Source organism: Pseudomonas asgharzadehiana (assembly GCF_019139815.1).
Lineage (GTDB): Bacteria > Pseudomonadota > Gammaproteobacteria > Pseudomonadales > Pseudomonadaceae > Aquipseudomonas > Aquipseudomonas asgharzadehiana.
The window spans coordinates 3,137,668-3,159,247 of the sequence record NZ_CP077079.1; the positions used below are offsets into that span (position 1 = coordinate 3,137,668).

Here is a 21,580-nt window from a genome sequence, read left to right on the forward strand (position 1 = left end):
AGCAAAAAATGGGGGATGTGTGTTGGAATTTGGCGCGCATTGTCGCATATGTCAGGCGACAGTTGTATGGCACGCGAAAGATGGTTTTGCCAAGGTTTCCGGCATCGCCAGCCACAATAGCGCCAATGCCACGGCTGCTACGCCGGCCAGGGTCAGGAACGCCGCGTTGTAGCCCGCCTGTTGCACCACGAAACCGGCCAGGCTGTTGCTCAACGCCGCGCCCAGGCCAAACACCGTCGACAGGGCACCCAGGCTGACGTTGAAGCGTCCGGTGCCTTGAGTCAGGTCCTTGACGATCACCGGGAACAGCGCGCCGAAGATTCCCGCGCCCACGCCGTCGAGCAACTGCACCGCCACCAGCCAGTAGGGATCACCCGACAAGGTGTACAGCACGCCGCGCAATGGCAGGATCAAGAAACCGGCGAGCAGCAGCGGCTTGCGCCCCCACACATCGGCCTTGACCCCCACCAGCCAGGCCACCGGCACCATCACCAATTGCGCGGCGACGATGCATGCCGAGGTCAGGGGCGTGGCCATCTGCAGGTTGATCTGCGACAGCTTCTGGCTGACCAGCGGCAGCATCGCGGCATTGGCCAGGTGAAACAGCGCGCAGCAAATGGCGAACAGCAGCAGCGGGCGGTTGGCCAGCAACACCTCAAGGCCCGAGGGTTGCTCGTGGTCGGTGTGATGGGCCGGGTCGAAGCCGCGCGCGACGTCATGATCGATTGCCCTGGCCGACACGCAACTGACTGCGATAACGCTGGCCACCGCCATAAAGGCCATCAGGTAAAACACCACCACGGGACCGAACAGATAAGCCAGGCCGCCGGCCAATAGCGCGGCCACCGCATTACCGGCGTGGTTCAAGGTTTCGTTGCGTCCGGTACGACGGGTAAACGCGCGCGGCCCGGTAATGCCCAGGGAAATCGCCGAGATTGCCGGCGCGAACACCGAGGCGGCGACGGCACTGGCGGCCTGGGTCAACGCGACCCATCCGAATGAACTGACAAACGGCAGCATCAGGCAACTGGCCGTCACCAGCAGCGCCGCCACGGCGATCACCGCGCGCTTGCTGCGGGTACGATCGATCAGCGCGCCTGCCGGGCCCTGGGTGATCAAGGCCGCGATACCGGCGAGCGTCATGACCACACCGATGCTGGCCGGGTCCCATTGGTGCACCGCCAGCAGGTAAATTGCCAGGTAGGGGCCAAGGCCGTCACGCACATCCGCCAGGAAGAAATTCAGGCTGTCCAGGGACAAGGTATTACGCAGGTCGGAGCGATGGGCCACGGCGAGATCTTCCGAAGCGCGTTCAACGGCTGAACACGGATTGCTTTAATGACTTGTAAGGCTGCGGATTAGTTTCGCGCGCGGCCCAGTGTTTTCAATCCCGGGCCGTCGGGCTTCTTTTCTAGGCGCCACGGTTATGCGGGGCACGCCGTATGAACGTACGCATGGTTTGGCCGGGGCCCGTGCTGAATACCTGCGGTCTGGGCTGGTGCTCGTCCGCTGCAATAAACACAAACTCGTCCTGCTCCAGGCGATAACTGGCGGGCAGGTATTTGCCGGCGTCATCCCCGATGGCGTCTACCCAGGTAATGCTCTTGGGCGTGGTGGTGCTGTCGAGCAAAAAACGGCCCTTGAGCAACACCGCGCCGTCGACTGTTCGGACTTCGAAGCGGTCACCCGAAATAGTGGTAATTGCCCCAGGGGCGCTGTGGGCGTCGGCGGGGTTGAGCACGCCGCTGTCTTCGAGGCGCGTTTGCTCCCAGGTACCTTGCAGGGCTTGAAAATCGGGGTCTGAAAGGGATGACATGCAACTTCCTTTTTGCTGAAGGGCTAAGCGACGGCGGTAGCCGGTTGCCGCGTACTGAACCGGCTGAAGTGTAACCGGGCGTAGAAAAATGTCTGCTTTTTTGCGCGCGGCGGCTTGGCCGACTTGACTGGCCAATAGACAGCTTTTCACAATTCTTGATTAACTTTTGGTTACAATCTGTGGCTAAATAACTACCACTGGTCACGAACCGGCGCCCTCCAACCGCTTCGTGATGACGGTTTGAATTGTGATTTCAGGTGCTGCATCCATCCCCGGCCGTCGTGGGCACGCGGGAGCAGCCTGTTCTCTTCTGACGTGTGACGAAATCCCTTGAAACTCATCATTGTTGCTCTCTATGTTGCCTCCATTGCGTATGTTCATCTGCGCGGCCGGGTGCGACACAAGCTGGGCCGCCAGCTCAGTGATCATTCGACCTTCCTGGCGCCGGTCAATTGCTTGCTTTATCTCTTCTCCAAGCTGCCCAGCCGACCTTACCTGTCGCCCAGTGACTTCCCCGACCTGAGCCCGTTGCAGGAACACTGGGAAGAGATCCGCCAGGAAGGCCAGGACCTGATGCGCGCCGGGGCGATCAAGCGCTCCGAGCAATATAACGACGTGGGCTTCAACTCGTTTTTCAAATCGGGTTGGAAGCGTTTCTATCTCAAGTGGTACGGCGACAGCCACCCATCGGCGATGAAGCTGTGCCCGCGTACCACGCAGTTGGTGCAGAGCATCGGTTCGATCAAGGCGGCGATGTTCGCCGAGTTGCCGCCGGGCTCCAAGTTGGTGCGTCATCGCGACCCCTATGCGGGTTCCTACCGTTATCACTTGGGCCTGGACACGCCGAATGATCCGGGCTGCTACATCAATGTGGACGGCGAAAACTACTACTGGCGCGACGGCGAGCCGGTGATGTTCGACGAGACCTATATCCATTTCGCCGAGAACACCACGCAGCACAACCGCATCATTTTGTTCTGCGATATCGAACGCCCGATGAAGTACCGCTGGGCTGCCGCGTTCAATCGCTGGTTCAGCCGCACGGTGATGGCTGCCGCGGGCTCCCCCAACGATGATGGCGACAAGACCGGCGGGCTTAACCGCGCCTTCACCCGGCTGTACAAAATTCGCTTGCGCGGCAAAGAGCTGAAAAAGCGCAACCGCATGCGCTACTACCTGGAGAAGTGGGCGATCTTCGCGGCATTGGCGCTGGTTTTTATCCTGATCTGAGACCTGGCCGGGGCGCCCTTTACTGCGGGGGGCGGGCGCCCAGCTTGTCCCACATTTTTTTGCTGATCTTCTGCCGGTTGGCATACCCCGCCCAGGGATCGTCTTTCAACGCCTGCAAGCGCTGCTGCAGGTTGGCCACCGTCCACTGTTGGGCGCCGCGCACGTGCTCCAACTCCTCGCGACTGACCGGCACCGACACTGGCAGCCCCGGCCGCGCACGCACGGAATAGGCGGCCACGGTGCTGGCGCCGCGAGCATTGCGCAGGTAGTCGATAAAGATCTTGCCCACCCGGTTTTTCGGCCCCGAAGTGGCGGTAAAGCGCTCGGGCAGTTGTTGCGCCATGAACTGGGCAATGGCTTTGGCGAAGGCCTTTATCGTGTCCCAGCCATCACGCCGCGCCAGTGGCACCACCAGGTGCAGGCCTTTGCCGCCGCTGGTTTTGACGAACGCATCAAGCCCCAGCTCGTCGAGCACCGACAAGCTCAGTCGCGCCGCTTCCAGCATGGTTTTCCAGGGCAGGGCGGGGTCCGGGTCGAGGTCGAGTACAAACAGGTCCGGCGTTTCGATTTTGTCCGTGGTGGCGCCCCATGTATGCAACTCGACGGTGCCCATTTGCACGGCGCCCACCAGCGCTTGGGCATTGTCGATCTGCATCAGCCGCGCATGGCCTGGATCCAGCGCAGGGTCCAGCTGGGTGATATTGGGAATCGCCAGGCGTTCGGCGTGCTTCTGAAAGAACTGCTCGCCCTCGATGCCCTCCGGCGCCCTTAACAACGACACCGGTCGATTGCGCAGAAAGGGCAGGATCCACTCACTGATGCTGTCGTAAAACTGCGCCAGCTGCTGTTTTTGCGTGCCGCTTTGCCGGTCGATCACGCGCTCGGGGTGGGTGATCTTCACCCCGCTGGTGGCCTTTTTGGCGGGCTGCGCCTTGAGCGATTTGGCCGTGCGCGGCTGTTCATGCACGATCTGCGCGGCGGGTTTGTCGCTGCGCAGCGCCACGAAAGCGGCCTGCCGCACCACGCCCTCGCGGGTCCATTCGGCGAACTGCACCTCGCCCACCAGGCTCGGTTCTACCCAATGCACTCCGCGCGCCTGGGCGCTGGTCAAGGGTTTTTGCAGCGGCGAAGACGTACGCTCCAATGGCTTGAGTTGCGCGTGGATACTGGCCAGCGACGCCTGGTCGAAACCGGTGCCCACCCGGCCGGCATAGACCAGCCCGGCATCGTCATTGACCGCCAGCAGCAGGGCGCCAAAACCGCTGCGCGAACCCTGGGGGCGGGTGTAACCGACGATCACAAACTCCTGGCGCAAGCGGCATTTGAGTTTGATCCAGTCAGCGTTGCGGCTGGACACATAGGGGCTGCCCCGACGTTTGCCGATCACGCCTTCCAGGGCGAGGTCACAGGCGCTTTCAAAAATATCCTGATGATGGGCGGTGAACGCTTCGGAAAACCGCAGCAGCTTGCTCTTGCTGCCCGCCAGCGCCGACTTGAGTGCCGCGCGGCGTTCTTCTACGGGTTTGTGGCGCATGTCTTGCCCCGCGAGGAACGGCGCGTCAAACACGTAATAAACGATGTCCAGGCTGCGGCCGATGTCGAAGGCATTTTGCAGCGCCTGGAAATCCGGCAACCCCTCGCCGTTGAGGCTGACCACTTCGCCATCGAGCCAACTGTCCTTGAGCTTGAGCGCCTGCAGCGCCTTGGCCTGGCGCGGCAAGCGGTCAGTCCAGTCATGGCCGTTGCGGGTAAACAGGCGCACTTCGCCATCGCGTATGCGCGTCAGCATGCGATAACCGTCGAACTTGATTTCATACAGCCAGTCGCCTTCCGGTGCGCGGTCCACCAGGGTCGCCAACTGCGGCGTGAAGTGTTCGGGGAGGTCGGCCGCGGCCTTTTGCGCTGTTGCCCGGCGCTTGGGCTTGGGCTTGGGTTTGTCGACCTTGGATGTGCCGACCGAGGCATCGCTGAGCACGCTTTTCGGTTCGGCCTCTACGATGTCGTAGTCGGCGGCGGGGCGTGCCTGTGTGTCTTTTTCCTTGATCAGCAGCCATTGTTGCTTGTCGCCGCTGGCCCTTAAGCGGGTGCGTACCAAGGCCCAGTCCCCCGAGAGTTTTTCGCCGACCAGGGTAAATTTGAGCTTGCCGGCGGCGTAGGCCTTGTGCGGATCGTCATGGGGTTGCCAGACGCCACGGTCCCAGACGATCACATCGCCGGCGCCATACTGGCCGGCCGGGATGCTCCCTTCGAACGCGCCATAGCTCAGCGGGTGATCCTCCACATGCACGGCCAGGCGTTTCTGGCTGGGGTCCAGGCTGGGGCCCTTGGGCACCGCCCAGCTCTTGAGCACACCGTCAAGTTCCAGGCGAAAGTCATAGTGCAGGTTGCGCGCATCGTGTTTCTGGATCACGAACGACAGCGCCGACGCCTTGCGCTTGCCGGCGGGCGCGCTGCCGGAGGGTTCGGCGGTGATGTTGAAATCACGCTTGCGGTTGTATTCACTCAGAGGCTTTGCCATGGCTTTCTCCAACGTACGGCGGGCTCAGGAGGCCTTCTTGGTGGACTTTTTCGCGGCCGTTTTTTTCGCCGCCGGCTTACCCGCCAGGCTGCGCTTGAGCAGCTCGGTGAGGTCAACCACATCGGCCGACTTGCGTTCTTCGCCGGCCTCCTGGGATTCCACGTCTTCGATCTTGCCGGCCTTGGCCTTCCTCGCCACCAGGGCCATGATTTTTTCCTGGAAGGTGTCGCGGTATTCGTCAGGCTGCCAGTCGGCGCTCATGTCTTCCACCAGGCGCTTGGCCATGTCGAGTTCGCCTTTGGCCAGGCTCGGCTGGGTGACGTCGCTGCCCAGTTCCAGTTGGTCCAGGCTGCGCACTTCGGCGGGCCAGCGCAGCATCACCAGCACCATGGCGGACTCCAGGGGCATCACGGCCGCCAAGTGCTGTTTGGTGTGCAGTACCACGTTGGCCAGCGCGACCTTGCGGGTTTTCTTGAGGGTTTCGCGCAGCAACGCATAGACCTTGCCGCCACGTTTATCCGGGGCCAGAAAGTACGGGGTGTCGATGTTCGGCAAGGGGATCTGGTCGCTGGCGACGAAGGCGATGATTTCGATGGTCTGGGTGGACTTGGGGTGCGCCGAGCGAATCTCCTCTTCGCTGAGTACCACATAGCGGCCTTTCTCAAACGCCACGCCCTTGACGATGTTCTCCTTGGTCACCTCTTTGCCGGTGGTTTTGTTGATGCGCTTGTAGCCCACCGGGTCCATGCTGCGCTTGTCCAGCCAGTCAAAGTCCACGCCCTCGGCGGATGTGGCCGAGACCAGTGACACGGGGATATGAACCAAGCCGAAGCTGATGGCGCCTTTCCAGATTGCCCGTGGCATAAGTACGATTCCTTTATAAGAAGCCTGTGTGTTCTGGTGACTTGAACGCGGTGGGAAAAGTTTCGCCGGACGGATATGCGGACAGATCGTGTTACATCTGATGAGGAAGTATTTAGTTACCAAAGCCGAACCCCAGGCGTAGCGTGGCATCGAAAGCACGTACTCCTCGTCCCAGAGAGGCTTTGTCATGAACACCTGTGTACGCCATGTCGCCGCGTTATTGCTGGGCCTGAGCCTGGGGCCGTTCGCCCAGGCGCAAAACCTGCCCGGCAACAACAACCCGAACAACGGCCCGATCCACCGGGCCAACCCCAACAGCATGCAGGGCACCCAGCCCAGTGCGCCGGCGGTTCGGGGTATTCAGACCGGGCCGACCACGCGCCCGCCCACCCTGGAAAACCGCGGCATCGGCAACCGCTATCCCCAGCGCGAAGCCGCCCCCAGCCGCCCGGCCACCGAGACCAAAGCCCCCACTTATGATGCCAACGGCAATCGCCGGTAAGGATTCCTCTATGTTGCTACGCAAAACCCTGTCAGCCGCCTTGTGCGCAATGATCCTGACGCCTGTTTATGCGGCCGATATCCAGCAGTTCCCCAGTGAGCAAGGCAGTATCACGGTAACTCCGATCGCCAAAGGCCTGGACCACCCCTGGGCGGTGGCCTTCCTGCCGGACCGGCAGGGCTTTCTGGTTACCGAACGGCCAGGGCACCTGCGGTTTGTCGGCCCCGACGGCAAACTCTCCGCCCCGTTGAGTGGCGTGCCTGACGTCTGGGCCAAGGGGCAGGGTGGTTTGCTTGATGTGGTGCTGTCGCCGGACTTCAAGCAGGACCGCACGGTGTATTTGTCTTATGCCGAAGGCGGCGGCAAAGGCGGGACGGCCGGCACCGCCGTGGGCCGTGGACGCCTGGCGGCCGACCTCAGCGGCTTGGTGGATTTCAAGGTGATCCTGCGCCAGGAGCCGAAGCTCTCCACCGGCAACCACTTCGGTGGGCGCCTGGCGTTTGATCGCGATGGCTACCTGTTCGTGACCCTGGGAGAAAACAACGAACGGCCTACCGCCCAGGACCTGGACAAGCTGCAAGGCAAGGTCGTGCGGATTTTCCCGGATGGTCGCGTGCCGGATGACAACCCTTTTGTCGGCCAGCCGGGCGTGCGCCCCGAAATCTGGTCCTACGGCCAGCGCAACCCGCAGGGTTTGGCGCTGAACCCCTGGAGCGGCACGATTTGGGAAAACGAACATGGCCCACGGGGTGGCGATGAGGTGAATATCATCGAACGTGGCAAAAACTACGGCTGGCCGCTGGCCACCCACGGCATCAACTACTCCCTGGCGCCGATTCCCGAAGCCAAGGGCAAGACCGCCGAAGGCACCGTGGCGCCGCACCATGTGTGGGAGAAGTCGCCGGCCATCAGTGGCATGGCGTTCTATGACGGTGACCGCTTCAAGGCGTGGCAGCACAACCTGTTTATCGGCGCGCTGGCCAGCCAGGAACTGATTCGCTTGCAGTTCGAGGGTGACAAAGTGGTGCATGAGGAACGCTTGCTAGGCGGCTTGAAGGCACGTATTCGCGACGTGCGGCAGGGGCCTGACGGGTTTCTGTACGTGCTCACCGACGAGGATGACGGCGCGCTGTATCGGGTGGGGTTGAACCAGGACTAGCCACCACAGGCAAGGGGGCCGGCTCCCGATGACAGCAGGGCAGCTATCGGGAGCAAGCCCCTTCCCACAGGTTTACAGGCCCAGGTCGGACAGCCCCGGATGTTCGTCCGGGCGCCGGCCCAACGGCCAGTGGAACCTGCGTTCGCTTTCCTTGATCGGCCTATCGTTGATGCAGGCAAAGCGGTGGGCCATCAGGCCGTTCTCGTCGAACTCCCAGTTCTCATTGCCATACGAACGAAACCAGTTGCCCGAGTCGTCGTGCCATTCATAGGCATAGCGCACGGCGATGCGGTTATCGGTGAAGGCCCATAGCTCCTTGATCAGCCGATAGTCCAACTCCTTGGCCCACTTGCGCGTGAGAAACGCCTTGGCTTCTTCGCGGCTGGAAACGAATTCGGCGCGGTTACGCCATTGCGTGTCCGGGGTGTAGGCCAGGGATACCCGTTGCGGGTCCCGGGAGTTCCAGCCGTCTTCGGCCAGGCGGACTTTTTCGATGGCCGATTCACGGGTGAACGGCGGCAGCGGCGGGCGTGTTTGTGGGGTGGCTGACATTTGACGGCTCCTGTTAAAACGAAGTTGCGCAGCGGTGTATTCATAGCCCCAATAAGGTTCGCGCCATGCATTGCGCGTTATCGGCGGCGGTTGAGTCGCCCATCACCAGGGCAACGGTAATGGCGCCATCGATCAGGATCAGCAGTTGCGCGGCCTGCCGTTCGGGCTCGGGGGTGCCATGGACTTGACACAGTTCGAGCGCGTACTCGAACAGTTTCTGTTTATGGGCCTTGGCCAGCAGGCGGACCGGGTCGTGCGGGTCGCCGGTTTCACCGCTGGTATTGATAAAGGCGCAGCCGCGAAAGTCCGCTGAGGCAAACCAGGTTTTCAGCGCGCCGAACAGCGCCAGCAAGCGCTCGCCGCTGTCGTCGACGCGTTCCACTTCGCCACGTAGCCAATCCATCCAGCGCTGATCGCGACGTTGCAGGGCGGCCATCACCAACTCGTCTTTATTGGCGAAGTAGCGGTAGATACTTTTGCGCGACACACCGGCGGTTTTCACCAGAAAGTCCATGCCAGTGGCGGCGATGCCATGGCGATAGAGCAGTTTTTCGGTGACGTCGAGGATGATGTCGCGCGTTTCATTACGGGTCATGTCGTTCATGCTCGTGACAGTAGAACGATCGTTCTTCTTGGTCAATCGGCTTTTTCCATGTCAGGCAGCGAGACCTGAGCACACCCATGGTGTAAGCTCGGGGCCTCTTCGGATTCGACCCATTGCGAGCCTTATGCCGTCGTTCTTCAAACGCTCCCTGTTGCCCAAACTACGTGGTTTTGCCCTCACGCCAGACACCCTTGAAGTGCTGTCCGGTGCTGACGCGTATCGTCGTCGCCTGCTGGAGCTCATCCCCCAGGCCACCCGCCGCATCTACATCGTTGCGCTGTATTTGCAGCACGACGAAGCGGGGCAGGAAATCTACGACGCGTTGCACGCCGCCAAGGCCGCGCGCCCGGAACTGGACATCGTGGTGGTGGTGGACTGGCTGCGCGCCCAGCGCGGGCTGATCGGTGCCGGCAAACAGCCGGGCAACAGCGCCTGGTACCAGGCCATGACCCAACGCCACGCCAGCGAAGTGCCGGTGTATGGGGTGCCGGTGCAAACCCGCGAACTGTTCGGGGTGCTGCACCTCAAGGGTTTTGTGATCGACGACAGCGTGCTTTACAGCGGCGCCAGCCTGAATAATGTGTACCTGCACAAGTTCGACAAATACCGCTTCGACCGGTACCACCTGATCCACAGCAAACCCTTGGCCGACTCGATGCAACACCTGGTGGAACACGGCCTGGTGGCGTCCAAGGCCGTGCACCGCCTGGACCTGCCGAACCCGCCGACTACCCGCAGCCTGCGCAACGACATCGGCGACCTGCGCAGCCGTCTCAAACACGCGGCCTATGACACCACGGCGGGGCAGTTGCCCAACGGCCAGCTGTCGGTCAGCCCGCTGCTCGGCGTGGGCAAGAACAACCCGCTGAGCCGGGTGATCCTGGAGCTGATTGCCGGCGCCCAGCATCAACTGACCATCTGCACACCGTACTTCAACCTGCCGCTGCCGGTGACCCGCGAGATCAACCGCGCCCTGGCGCGTGGCGTGAAGATCGACATCATCGTGGGCGACAAGACCGCCAACGACTTCTACATCCCACCCAGCGAGCCGTTCAAGGTCATCGCGGCCTTGCCTTACCTGTACGAAATCAGCCTGCGTCGCTTCGCCAAGCGCCATCAGCCGATGATCGACAAAGGCCAGCTCAACCTGCACCTGTGGCGCGACGGCGATAACACCTACCACCTCAAGGGCATGTGGGTCGATGAGCGCTACACCTTGCTGACCGGCAACAACCTCAACCCGCGTGCGTTCCGCCTCGACCTGGAAAACGCCTTGTTGATCGATGACCCGCAAGGGCAGTGGCTGGCGCCGCGCCGAAGTGAGCTGGGGCAGATTTTCCAGCACACCACGCGTATCGAGCGCTACCAGCAACTGGAGACGCTGCCGGATTACCCGGAGGCGGTCGGCAAATTCCTACGGCGTGTCAGCCGGGTGCGGATTGAACGTTTGCTCTATCGCATCTTGTAAGCCTGGGTCTATCGCGCGGCTCAGGCATTGCACTCACAGCGTTGGGAATTTCCCTACGTTTTGTTTAGGTGTTGGTCTGTACGTTTTCTGCTGACAGTTCTAGGGACAGGACTCTCGCCATTCCCTTGGTATAGAGAGCGTTCGTCAGAATGATAGCCATAAACAGAGCTCCTGTTGCGCCGGCGTTGTCCGTTCTCCATGCGGCTGAAACGCCGCTTCCCGCCGTAGAAACCTCCCAGGCTCACGCGGCGCCACAACCCGCGTTTCCAACTCAACCTCAAGGTCTTGCACACAACAGTCGTTCGCTGCGCGCGTTGCGTATGGACGGGCTCGCCGGCCCGTCGAGCGAATCGAAAACCCGAGTCAAGCGTCATGCGGGCTCTGTGACGGAGGAGTCTCCCGCCAGCGCTGCCGGCGCGGGAGGTCTTTTCCCGGTCGTCGCAGATGCTCAGGATGCCGACAAAAGGCTGCAAAAGAACCTGATGCGGTGGCTGCATTCCGGTACCGCTCCTGATAACGCAGTGCCGAAAAAAGCCTCAATCGCGCCCTTTATTTCCTTATACAACGATGCGATAAAAGAGCCGGCCCTGCAGGCCTGGTTCAAATCCACAGGCTTCAAGCCCGCCACGATACGGGTGCTCGACGACGCCGTGGTGGGGATAGTGGTGCGCGAGGGCAAGGAAACGTTCCAACGTTTTACCGCCACTGACGGTTCCGGCTGGGGGCAAGTCGGCCTAAGAGTATCCGCACTGCAAAGGATCCTCTCGCCGAACAACCGAGGCATTCCGATCGCCACGGGTGCGGCCCAGGCGAATATCCCACTGACCGTGCTGTTGGAGTTTTACGGGGTTGCGCCACCGCACAATGAAAAAGCCGCACCCCTATTGGGCAAACAGCTCAAGCGTGGTGGCTGGCCGCAAATATCACAGGCGCAGCGTGATCAGTGGGAGGCGCAATTCAAACAACAGCGGCGGTCCCACGAGGACAGTGCCTTACGGGGGCGTCTGTCCGAACTGTTACAACCCTTGGTTGAGGGCAAAGGTGACAACGACACGCTGAATCTGAAAGAGCTGAGCTTGGTTGCCGCCCCCGGCTCCACCTTGGACCAGCGCAGTAAAAAGCCCCGTGAACGGTTTCTGAAATTCCTGGCATCGCCCCGGTTCGAAGCCTTTTTGCATAAGGCCGGCTTTCAAAGGCAGGACGGTGAATTCAGGCGGCATGAATACAGGCTGTCCGACGGTGACTTGCAGGCGCGCGACGGTGCAGGTCAGTGGGTATCGCTGCGGCGTGCTTTCGACGACGAGGTCGGGAAGCTGTCAGGCTGGGAAAGTGCGCAAGAGCAAGCTGCAGCGCGAACGATGGGGGCGGAGCTGGAATCGTTAGTGGTGCTGAGTAAAAAAATCGGTGATGCATTGTATTCCACGCGTACTTATGACGCCCGTCAGGTCATGGCGCACTACGCCCTCGACGTTCCGCAGACCGTCGGCCAGATGCGCGCGGCCCTGAGCGGTTTCAACGTGAAATTACCCAACCCTCCACTGGCCGGTAATTACGCAAGCATGACGCCCTATGGGCAGGGCACGGAAGCCCTGTCTGACGCCTCCAGTCAAACATTCAGAAGCGCCTCGACGCAGGTCATGGCGTTGTTCAAGGACTTTTCCCCTGCCTCGTCGGGTTTCCAATCCTTTCCCGATCCGGACAGCCAACTCGCGGCTTTTTTTGATTCCCCTGGCGCCACCGCGCTGGCCGACACAATCGCTAAATCCCTCAAGCTGTTTGCCGTGGCCGATGGTCAAGCGCTGACAAGGGCCGACCGCCATCAAGTTTTGGCTACGGCCCTCAAATTCAGTGTGAACGCGCCGGTGCCGGGCCTGCCAGGGGTTGTGGCAGGCTACGATCTGTACCAGCCCGCTAATAGGGGCCGCACGCTTAAAGAGGTACGTGGCGACGTCGAGCGGCACTTGGCAGACAAAGGCGTTGATCCCAAGGTCTTGGCGCTGATGGCTCACCTGTATCTGGCCCAGGCGGCGCCGGAGATGCTGATCAAGAGAGACCCAGGCTTGGCTGCCGAACCCCTGAACGTACTCAACCCAGACCCGGGCGCTATCAAGGTTGGCTCCACGGCCTGGATGAACTTACGCCTGGCCAGTGCAATGGCAGGCGATTCGCGGTTGAACCTTCAGCAAGCCCTGGCTTTGGCACGCCAGGAGTCGGCAGGGCCTAACCAAGAAAAATTGATCAAAGCGTTGGGGGCCCGGGCACTGTTGGACTGGGGTGTCATGGTGGGCGTCTATCCGGCAACTTCGGATCGCACCTACTCCAGTACGGATTATGAAGCGGCATCTAACGCCTTTACTGAGCGAGAAAACACCACGCGCGGTGCATTCGAAGTGTTGACGGGTGCGCCGCCTACCCGAGCCAGTGTATTGGTCAAACAACTGGCCTTGTTGTTTCCTGAAATGACCGAGGAAGAAATTCGCACGGCTAAGCTGGACCTCATTACCGATGAACCTTATGACCCTCGCAATCATGGACACCTGGAGACTCGCCAGCCGTTGCTGGTTGACTTCATTTTGGCGGGGCAGGCCGAAGATGAGAGCTTTTGGCTCAAGCTCAGTTCTTCTCTCGACGCTCTGTTCATAGGTGACAAGAAATACAACTTCAATCACCCCGCTATTTCCCAGGCGACTTTCTTCCAGCGTATTAGCCAGCTGCCGCCGATCGCGCCCCTGGTGGAACCCGCCGTTGACAAATACATCGCCGACATCCGAAAGGCCCAGGCTACGGCGATGAAACTGGCTTTCGCTGAATTACCACTGAAACAGCGCATGGCGCTGGAATCGTCAAACGAGATCCAGTTTTTTAGCCTTCGGACAGGGACCGGGGAACGCCTGGAAAAAGATAAGGCGCCGGACTCGAACGTGGCCAACAAACGCGGCACTCACGGCCTGTTGATGCGCTACGAAACGGGTCAGGCCAACCCCAAATATGGCTATTACGAAGTGTTCCCCAATTCGATGAAAATGATCGAACGAACGGACTTGCCCGATAATCTTCCGCTTGGCGACAAGATCACCAAAGGCAGTGAGCCCACTGGGCTGGGTGGCTATTATCAAATCAACGTGCAGGACGGTGTGTCGCTGCCCTATGATTTTGAGGCCTATCGCTCAGGCTCCGTGCCACGCCCCGGGATGAATTCGCAGGTGATCATTGAAAAGTACGGCAGCCCATTGCGCGGAGCAGTGGACAAGACAAATCAACGCACACCCGATACCTTCGTTTCTTCCACGACCTCTAAGCTTGTGGAAACAATGTTGGCCTATGGCTTTGACGATAAGCGTGAGGCGCTGATCGACTACGCCAACCAACCCACCAACCTCGAATGGCGCCGTGCCTACCCATTCCCCTCCGGCAAGAATATTTTTACCGCTGAAAATGTGCATACGGTACTCAGCCTGATCCCTTTTGTGGGCGCATTGACTGATTTGGTCGAGGGCAATACCGGCGAGGGGGTAAAAGGGCTGCTGATAGACTTGGCATCTTTTGTCGCCACCGGTGGGCTGGCGGGAGCTAAGAGCTTTGCCAAGGGGGTGAAGTTGCTGATGCGCTTCAATGGCAAGCCGTTCAGCACGGTTGCATTGAAAGGGGCAGGTACATTTTTGCGTGGGGTATTCAATCCAGTGGAAAGCGTCCCCGAGATTTTGCGCGCGACTCCGAACGCCCTTGCAACGTTTGCGCTAGGGCGCCCATTTCGCATTGGATCAAGCGCCCTATTGCCGGTGAAAACCTTTGAGCAGTGGCGATGGACCATGGGTGCGCGCGATGCCCTCTTCGCCGGCCCAGGCACCTCGGCCAATCACTGGGCGGGATCGCGCAAAGGCTTCATCGGTAATCAACAGGTCGATGCGGTTCAGAAACAGGGTTCCTGGTATGCGATCAATCCCCTGACCCAAAGACCCGAAGGGAGCCCTCTGGAGCGGTTCGTGCCGCAGGCAAGTTGAGACCACGGCGGCCGAGGCCCCGCGGCAGCCCGTACAGGCTGCGCGCATGTCGAGGCGGCCAATCAGTTCAAGCCCAGCTTGCCACGCAACATCGAGAGGTCTTCAGCCAGGGTATTGACCGGGCCGACCAAGGCTTTACGGTCGGCTTCCTTGACCTTGTCATAGGTCTGGAACCCGCCGTCCTTGGTTTTGTACTTGGCCAGGATCTTGTCGACGCTGGCGAAGTTCTTGTCGACCTTGGCCAGGAAAGCCTTGTCTTGCTGCCCGATCTGGCCACGGAACAGGTCGACGATTTTCTTCGCGCCGTCGATGTTGCCCTGGAAGTCGTACAGGTCGGTGTGGCTGTAGCGGTCTTCTTCGCCGGAGATCTTGGTGGCGGCGACTTCTTCAAGCAGGGCGGCGGCACCGCCCACGACTTTTTCCGGCGGGAAGGTCAGGCCATCGACGCGGGTCTTGAGGTCGTTGACATCGGTGTTGAGCTTGGCGGTGAGCGCCTCCAGGCCTTTGGTCGAGTTCTGCGAAAACAGCGCATATTCGATGCGGTGGAAACCGGTGAAGTCTTCGGCGGTCACGCCTTTTTCGTGGTCGTCCACGCGGGAGTCGATGGACGCGTCGAGGTCGCTGAACAGCTCGGCGATCGGTTCGATGGACTCATAGTGCACACGGGTCGGCGCATAGAGTTTTTTGGCGGTGGCCAGGTCGCCTTGGTTGATGGCGTCGGTGAAGGCCTGGGTCTGGGTCACCAGCTCACCGATTTCTTCGGTGACGTAGATCTTGTAGTCCGACACCGGGCCTACCAGGTCCAGCGGCGCCGTGGTGGCGGCGAAGGCGGCCAGGGGCGAAAGGGTCATTAACAACGACAACGCGAGAGTCGACTTCTTCATGGGACGGTTTCCGCTGTGGGGTTTGTTTTAGGTATTGGCAGTGGTTTGAGGGTGCGCGGCCGCAAGCAGTGTGCGTCCAAGAAAATCCTTGGGCCCGGTGACCCCCGGCAGGCTGAAAAAGTACCCGCCGCCCACCGGCTTGAGGTACTCCTCCAGGGGCTCGCCGTTGAGCCGGGTCTGCACGCTGATAAAGCCTTTCTCCAGGTCAGCCTGGTAGCAGATGAACAACAGCCCCATGTCGAGCTGACCGTTTTTATTGACGCCGTTGGAGTAGTTGAACGGCCGCCGCAGGATCAGGTTGGCCTGGGTCTGCGGGGTACGCGGGTTGGCCAGGCGGATATGCGCGTCGAGCTTGGTCAACTTGCCGTGCGGGTCCTGGCTGTAGTCGGGCACCTGGCTTTCTTGCTGGCCATCCATGGGTGCGCCGGTGGTCTTGACCCGACCGATGATGCTTTCCTGTTCTTGCAGGGGCGTGCGGTCCCAGCGCTCGACGAAGTTGCGGATGATGCGCACCGCCTGATAGCTGCCATGAGCCGCCCAGGCTGGCTCGTCGCTGCCCGGCTGTACCCACACAATCTGGTTCATCGCCTTGTCGTCGTTGGAGTCGGGGTTGGCCGAACCGTCACGAAACCCCAGGAAATTACGCGCGCTCTGCGCAGGCGTGCCGGGTTTGGCAGGGGCCTGGGGCGGCACGCTGCCTTCCTGCTTCCAGCGCACCAGCAGCAGGTCGGGCAGGTTCTTCACGATGTCGCGCAGGGCATGGATATTGGTGTCGGGGGTGTTGGAGCAAAACTGCACGCTGAGGTCGCCATGGCACTGCGTCGGCTCCAGCGCGTCGTTGGGAAAACCCACCATGCGGCTCAGGCGCTTGGGCTTCACCGCGCCAAGGCCAAAGCGCTCATCGAACAGCGATTCACCGACCGAAACCGTGATGGTCAGGTTGTCCGGCGTCACCACCGGGCCGAGAATCCCGGAGTCGGTGGGCGGCAGTTTCGGGTCGACTTGTGCCACGGCGCCGCCGGTCATCAAGAAGCTGATGCGCTCGTTCAAGGTGCGAAACAGCCGCTCCAGGTCGTCGCGGTCGCCGGCCAGCACGTCGAACGCCACGAGCATGCCGCAGGCCGGGCGCGGCGTGACGATGCCGCTTTGGTGCTGGCCGAAAAAGTCATGGTGGTCCTGGGTCTTGTCACTGCGTGGCGCCGTGGTGACTTGCTCGGCGGCGGCGGCCATCGCCGGGCAGGCCAGGCTGCTGCCGGCAATCGCCGCGCCGGTGGCGGCCATGCCCAGCAGGACGCGGCGACGTTGTGCTGAAAAGTGTGCTGAATCGCTCATAAATTCGGTCGTCTTCACTGCAGGCCGGAAAGGCCAAGGGCGGGGTCGATTCCATCGAGTGCAACGGCCAGAGCCTTGGCCTTGTCGGCGATCTGCTGACGCTGATCGGCGGTAACGCTGTCGTACGTGCGGTAAGTGTTATTGACCTTAAAGCCTGCGAGTTCGGCATCGAACGCGGCGAGGGCACTGTCGACTTTGGGGAGCAGGTCAGCGGCAGACTTGGCCAGCAGCGGGCGCATCAACTCGACCACCTTGTGCGCGGCTTGCAGGTTGGCGGCGAAACCGTTCAGGTCGATGTGGCTGTAGCGCTCTTCCTCACCACTGATGGCGCGCACATCCGCCAGGCTGTTGAGGTTGCGCACCACGATGCTCACCAGTTGCTCCGGCGGCAGCGACTGGGCCAGCAGTTGTTGTTTGAGGCCGCTGACGTCGGTCACCAGGCGCTGCGCCACCGGGGCCAGGCCAGCGAGGCTGCGTTGCTGGAACAGGCTGTATTCGAGGCGATGCAAGCCACTGAACGCCGGGTCCTGTTCGCGTTTTTCAAAATAATCGGCGCGGGCGTTGATGGCGTTGTCCAGTTCCGCCAGGCGTTGCGACGCCGGCGCCAGCCGTTGATAAGCCTCACGGGCTGGTACATACGCCGCCTGCGCCTGGGCCAGGTCACCGGCCTCGATCGCCTGTTGCAGCGCCGTCGTGGCCTTTATAAGCGCATTGCCCTGGCTGCTCAGGTACACGCGGAACTCCGACAGCGGGCCGATAAACGCCACCATCGACGGCTTGGCCTTGGCCTGGGCGTCGGACTGCGCCGTGGGCGTCACATGCAAAGTGCCACGCGGGTTGCTCAGCAGGCCGCAGGTGATGGCATAGTCGCCGGGCAACAGGTTGGCGTTGATAACCTGGCTAAGGCCGGGGGCGATGTTTTCGCGCTCCTCGACCACCAGCACGCCGTCGAGAATTTCCCATTCCACGGCACGGTCGGAGCGGTTGATGATACGAAAGCTCGCGCGCCCGGCCGGAACGGTCAGTGCGTTGGGCTCGCAGGCGTGGCCGTGGATGGTCACGGCAATTTCATTGCCGTTGGCCTGGCGCTTGGCGGCGGCCATCTGCGAGGCGTAGTAGAACAGGCCACCGGCGGCGATCATCACGACCACCGAGCCGGCCACCGCCCAGCGCAGGGCGCGGGGTGGCGAGGCAGGTTGAGGCGTTGGGCTGGACAAGAGACGGTCCTTACTGGCTGGAAACGGAGGAGGGGGTGGCGGCAGGCTTGGCCGGCGTGGCTGGCAGGAAAAACATCACCAGCGCCACCACCAGGTAAATCAGGTAGGCGCCCAGGGTGCTGACGGTCGGCGCTTCCTGATAGCCGAACATGCCGGCCAGCACCGAACCCAATGGGCTGTCCATCGGCAATACAGCGCTGAAATCGAAGAGTACGGTTTGCCAATGGTTCCACACCCCGGCCTCGTGCAGAGCCTGCACCGAGTTGGCGAGGATGCCGGCCGCGACCACCAGGATGAACAGGCCGGTCCAGCGGAAAAACGCACCCAGGTTCAGGCGCATGCTGCCGGTGTAAATCAGCCAGCCGACGACAATCGCCAACACCAGGCCGAGCAGGGCGCCCATCGGCGCGCCGGGGCCTTCGCTCTGCTGGAACACCGCCAGCAGGAAAAACACGGTTTCCAGGCCTTCGCGGGCCACGGCGAAAAACACCATCAGGATCAGTGCGGTGACCTGGTGCCTGGAGCCGGTCAACGCCTGATCAAGGGAGGCGTGCAACGCATGCTTGATGGAGCGCGCAACCTTGCGCATCCAGAACACCATGGAGCTGAGGATACCCACGGCAACCAGGCCGACGATGCCTTCGAACAGCTCCTGTTGTTTCTGCGGGAACTCCGCGCTGACCCATTCCAGGCCGCCGCCCACCAGCAAGGCCAGCGCAGCGGCGAGGAACACCCCAATCCACACGGCGGGCATCCACTGGCCGCGGCCTGTCTGTTGCAGGTAACTGGCGATGATGCCGACGATCAATGCGGCTTCAATGCCTTCGCGCAGCATGATGAGAAAGGGGACAAGCATTCGGCACCGCAGGGCAATTAGTTAGGGTGCTAAGTTGTAACATAATGATACTCATTGCCAAACAGGAAATATTGACTTTAGCTGAACGCCGGCTGAACGGTGGTGGCAAAGCGCAAGCGCCCTTATGATGCACGCCACCTCATGCACGACCGGATTGCCCAACTTCCATGGCGGAAAAAGACACCATCTCCATCCACCTCGTGCGCGAGGCCTTGTCGCAGAGTTGCGCGCCGGGGGCGGCCACCGTCGAGGCCCTGAGCAAAGTCGGGATCGACCCGGCGCTGCTGCAAGAGCCCGCCGCCCGTGTACCGGCCACGGCCTATGCACGCCTGTGGCGCTTGCTGGCAAGGCGTTGCGACGATGAGTTCTTCGGCATGGACCCGCGCAGGCTCAAGTCCGGTAGCCTGGCGTTTCTCTGCCGGGCGGCCATCGCGCAACCGACCCTGGCGGCCGGCCTGGAAACCGGTTTGGGGTTTCTCTCACTGATGCTGGAGCGCCTGCCCGCCCAATTGGTGCGCCAACAGAGTCTGGCGGAAATCGTGCTGCTGGAACCGGATGCCGAGCCCAATCGCGCCTTCACCTACTTCACCTATTGGATGATTGTCCACGGTGTTGCCTGTTGGCTGGCGGGGCGGCGCATCCCCATCCTGGCCATCGAGTTGCGCTGCCCGCCGCCGGATTATTGTGATGACTACCGGGTGATGTTTTCCGACAACCTGCGCTTTAACCGGCCACGCACGCGCATGATCGTCTCCGCCGATTGCCTCGACCTGCCGATCAAGCGCAGCCCGCAAGAACTGCAACGTTTCCTGGCCCACGCGCCGGCCAACATCCTGGTCAAATACCGCGACCCCGACAGCCTGGCCACCCGCATCAAGCACGACCTGCGCCAAATGCCGCCCGACACCTGGCCGGAAACCGATGGCCTGGCGGCGGCCCACTGTATCTCCGCCTCGACCCTGCGGCGGCGCCTGGCCGAAGAAGGGCAGACGTATCAGGGGTTGAAGGACAGCGTGCGCAAGGAACTGGCGATTGTGTGGCTGGCCGAACCGCAGATCAGCTTTGCCGAGATTGCAGAGCGGCTGGGGTTTGCCGATACCAGTTCGTTTTATAAGGCGTTTCGCAAGTGGAGTGGGTCGAATCCGGGGCATTATCGGAGTTTGATTCTTAACGATGCTATGTAGGGCGTAAGGGTACGGACAAAACAGGTCAGGTTTTCAGTCGGATGCCTGTCAGTGTGATGATCAGCTCGCAAATGAAACTGCGTATCTCAAGCGTTTTGTTGGTTTAAACGGTTTTTTTGTCCACCTAACAGCAACGTGGCGCTTACACCCAACAAACCAACCAGGCAGAAGGCCGCAACTATGATCAACGTCAGCGAGAAGCCGTAGACATCTACTAGTCCTCCAAACACGCTGTAGGAGATGCCGATGATGATCGAGTTGACTAGATTCGCAACAGACAGGCAAGAGGCTCGAATACGTGACTCAACATTGTCATGAATATAGGTTTCATAGGAAGTCTCATATAGAGCAGGCAGCGACATAATAAGTAGGAAGGCAGCAATTGAAGTAACGATGCCGATGTTGAATGACAAAATGAAAAGCAGAAGCGTGACGATGCCGGTTGTAGTGAAGGCAATGATGCCCAGAGAAAGTCGGCTGCAAATAAAACCCGCAGCCATGAACATCAATGCCGAGACGGCTTCAACGGCAGCATAAATGCCGGCAATGGTAGGTATCTCCAATCCCTGCATTGAAAAAAATGGCTGACCATAAATAAACAAGGGGATCGTTGATAGCTCGAATAACGCGAATCCAATAAACAAGGGTATAAGAAAGGCACCTTTTTTCGAGCGGAAAAACCTAGTTAGTGAAGTAAAAACCCCCTCGGTTTCCTCATTGCGTATATTGATTTTTTCATTGGGCGTCAGTGAGGTGGGCGGGGGCTTGGCTTCAGTAATGAATGTAACAACAAAAGCACCGATCAGTTTTGATACCGCAAAAACGATGTAAACACTGTTCCAGGACAAGGTGTCCTGTAGTACGCCGCCCACAAACATGGACAAGCCTAATGATACAGCGCCAATAGCACGGGCGCGTGACAGTATTTTAGGATATTCCGCTGTGCGGTTCTCAGCGAGTAAGTTGTCATACAGTAACGCCCTATCGGAGCCGGAGCCCATGGCAATACTTGCGCCAAATAGACAAAATATAATGGCGAAAGGAATAAAAGAAGAAAACAGTAAAAAGCCAATGCCACTTAAAAACAACCCTGAAAAACCAATGATAAGAGAGTATTTACGCCCATAGCGATCTGCGAGTAAACCGGATGGGATTTCCAAGGCTACGCAAGAGAAGAATAAAAAGGATTGCAGAATGCCTATCTCGCCCTGTGTGATACCCAGCTGCAGCAAGTAAAGTACAAACAGGCTTCTCTGAACGTCCAGGTTCATAAATATCGATAGAGAATAATATAAGTTGTCGTTTTTGTTTTTTAAGAATCCCCATCTTCTCATTTTTTTGTTGGCGCCCTAGACATTGAGCTTTAAGGTTAAGGCATATTTCTGTTTTTGAA

General features: G+C 60.3%; 17 protein-coding genes. 6 read left to right on the forward strand and 11 right to left on the reverse strand.

Annotated elements, in window-relative coordinates; genetic code table 11:
• Positions 1-51 precede the first annotated feature (51 nt).
• Positions 52-1,290 (reverse strand): MFS transporter, encoded by a 1,239-nt coding sequence (locus KSS96_RS14130; protein WP_217854964.1) that lies wholly within the window; start codon positions 1,288-1,290, stop codon positions 52-54.
• A gap of 121 nt (positions 1,291-1,411) precedes the next feature.
• Positions 1,412-1,816 carry a TIGR03067 domain-containing protein gene (locus tag KSS96_RS14135; RefSeq protein WP_017528999.1) on the reverse strand — a complete coding sequence of 135 codons (405 nt, stop codon included), beginning with the start codon at positions 1,814-1,816 and terminating at the stop codon, positions 1,412-1,414.
• 330 nt (positions 1,817-2,146) lie between these two features.
• Here KSS96_RS14135 and lpxO point away from each other — a divergent pair, with 330 nt between their 5' ends.
• Positions 2,147-3,046 (forward strand): lipid A hydroxylase LpxO, encoded by a 900-nt coding sequence (lpxO, locus tag KSS96_RS14140; protein ID WP_017529000.1) that lies wholly within the window; start codon positions 2,147-2,149, stop codon positions 3,044-3,046.
• A gap of 19 nt (positions 3,047-3,065) precedes the next feature.
• Here lpxO and ligD read toward each other — a convergent pair whose 3' ends face one another.
• Positions 3,066-5,564, reverse strand: a complete 2,499-nt coding sequence (gene ligD, locus KSS96_RS14145; protein ID WP_135196301.1) for a DNA ligase D — start codon at positions 5,562-5,564, stop codon at positions 3,066-3,068.
• Between the two features lie 24 nt (positions 5,565-5,588).
• Positions 5,589-6,428, reverse strand: coding sequence for a non-homologous end joining protein Ku (gene ku, locus KSS96_RS14150; RefSeq protein WP_135196300.1), 840 nt, complete (start codon positions 6,426-6,428; stop codon positions 5,589-5,591).
• Positions 6,429-6,615: 187 nt separating this feature from the next.
• Here ku and KSS96_RS14155 point away from each other — a divergent pair, with 187 nt between their 5' ends.
• Positions 6,616-6,930 (forward strand): hypothetical protein, encoded by a 315-nt coding sequence (locus tag KSS96_RS14155; protein WP_017529003.1) that lies wholly within the window; start codon positions 6,616-6,618, stop codon positions 6,928-6,930.
• A 10-nt stretch (positions 6,931-6,940) separates the two neighbouring features.
• Complete coding sequence (locus KSS96_RS14160; RefSeq protein ID WP_017529004.1) at positions 6,941-8,089, forward strand: PQQ-dependent sugar dehydrogenase; 1,149 nt, start codon at positions 6,941-6,943, stop codon at positions 8,087-8,089.
• A 72-nt stretch (positions 8,090-8,161) separates the two neighbouring features.
• Here the strand turns inward: KSS96_RS14160 and KSS96_RS14165 are convergent, their stop codons facing one another.
• Together KSS96_RS14165 and KSS96_RS14170 are read right to left on the reverse strand one after the other, a co-directional pair.
• Positions 8,162-8,641, reverse strand: a complete 480-nt coding sequence (locus KSS96_RS14165; protein WP_017529005.1) for a nuclear transport factor 2 family protein — start codon at positions 8,639-8,641, stop codon at positions 8,162-8,164.
• A gap of 40 nt (positions 8,642-8,681) precedes the next feature.
• The gene (locus KSS96_RS14170) at positions 8,682-9,245 is read right to left on the reverse strand and encodes a TetR/AcrR family transcriptional regulator (RefSeq protein WP_065876885.1); all 564 of its coding nucleotides are present in this window, start codon (positions 9,243-9,245) and stop codon (positions 8,682-8,684) included.
• A gap of 124 nt (positions 9,246-9,369) precedes the next feature.
• On the opposite strand from KSS96_RS14170, the gene pssA reads away from it, so the two are divergent.
• Both pssA and KSS96_RS14180 read left to right on the forward strand, forming a co-directional pair.
• Positions 9,370-10,713, forward strand: a complete 1,344-nt coding sequence (gene pssA, locus KSS96_RS14175) for a CDP-diacylglycerol--serine O-phosphatidyltransferase (RefSeq protein ID WP_017529007.1) — start codon at positions 9,370-9,372, stop codon at positions 10,711-10,713.
• A gap of 149 nt (positions 10,714-10,862) precedes the next feature.
• Positions 10,863-14,714: a hypothetical protein gene (locus KSS96_RS14180; protein ID WP_223497179.1), complete on the forward strand. Its 3,852-nt coding sequence runs from the start codon at positions 10,863-10,865 to the stop codon at positions 14,712-14,714.
• 62 nt (positions 14,715-14,776) lie between these two features.
• On the opposite strand, the gene efeO (KSS96_RS14185) is transcribed toward KSS96_RS14180, so the two are convergent.
• From efeO (KSS96_RS14185) to efeU, 4 genes are read right to left on the reverse strand one after another with little or no spacing between them, the layout of a single operon-like run.
• Positions 14,777-15,598, reverse strand: coding sequence for an iron uptake system protein EfeO (efeO, locus tag KSS96_RS14185; protein ID WP_017529010.1), 822 nt, complete (start codon positions 15,596-15,598; stop codon positions 14,777-14,779).
• A 27-nt stretch (positions 15,599-15,625) separates the two neighbouring features.
• Complete coding sequence (efeB, locus tag KSS96_RS14190) at positions 15,626-16,930, reverse strand: iron uptake transporter deferrochelatase/peroxidase subunit (RefSeq protein ID WP_068932177.1); 1,305 nt, start codon at positions 16,928-16,930, stop codon at positions 15,626-15,628.
• A 14-nt stretch (positions 16,931-16,944) separates the two neighbouring features.
• A complete protein-coding gene (efeO, locus tag KSS96_RS14195; protein ID WP_065876888.1) occupies positions 16,945-18,147 on the reverse strand; it encodes an iron uptake system protein EfeO in 1,203 nt (400 codons plus the stop codon).
• 10 nt (positions 18,148-18,157) lie between these two features.
• Complete coding sequence (efeU, locus tag KSS96_RS14200) at positions 18,158-19,003, reverse strand: iron uptake transporter permease EfeU (RefSeq protein ID WP_017529013.1); 846 nt, start codon at positions 19,001-19,003, stop codon at positions 18,158-18,160.
• 167 nt (positions 19,004-19,170) lie between these two features.
• On the opposite strand from efeU, the gene KSS96_RS14205 reads away from it, so the two are divergent.
• Complete coding sequence (locus KSS96_RS14205; protein ID WP_017529014.1) at positions 19,171-20,187, forward strand: AraC family transcriptional regulator; 1,017 nt, start codon at positions 19,171-19,173, stop codon at positions 20,185-20,187.
• 86 nt (positions 20,188-20,273) lie between these two features.
• On the opposite strand, the gene KSS96_RS14210 is transcribed toward KSS96_RS14205, so the two are convergent.
• Positions 20,274-21,458, reverse strand: coding sequence for an MFS transporter (locus tag KSS96_RS14210; protein ID WP_065876889.1), 1,185 nt, complete (start codon positions 21,456-21,458; stop codon positions 20,274-20,276).
• Between the last annotated feature and the right edge of the window lie 122 nt (positions 21,459-21,580).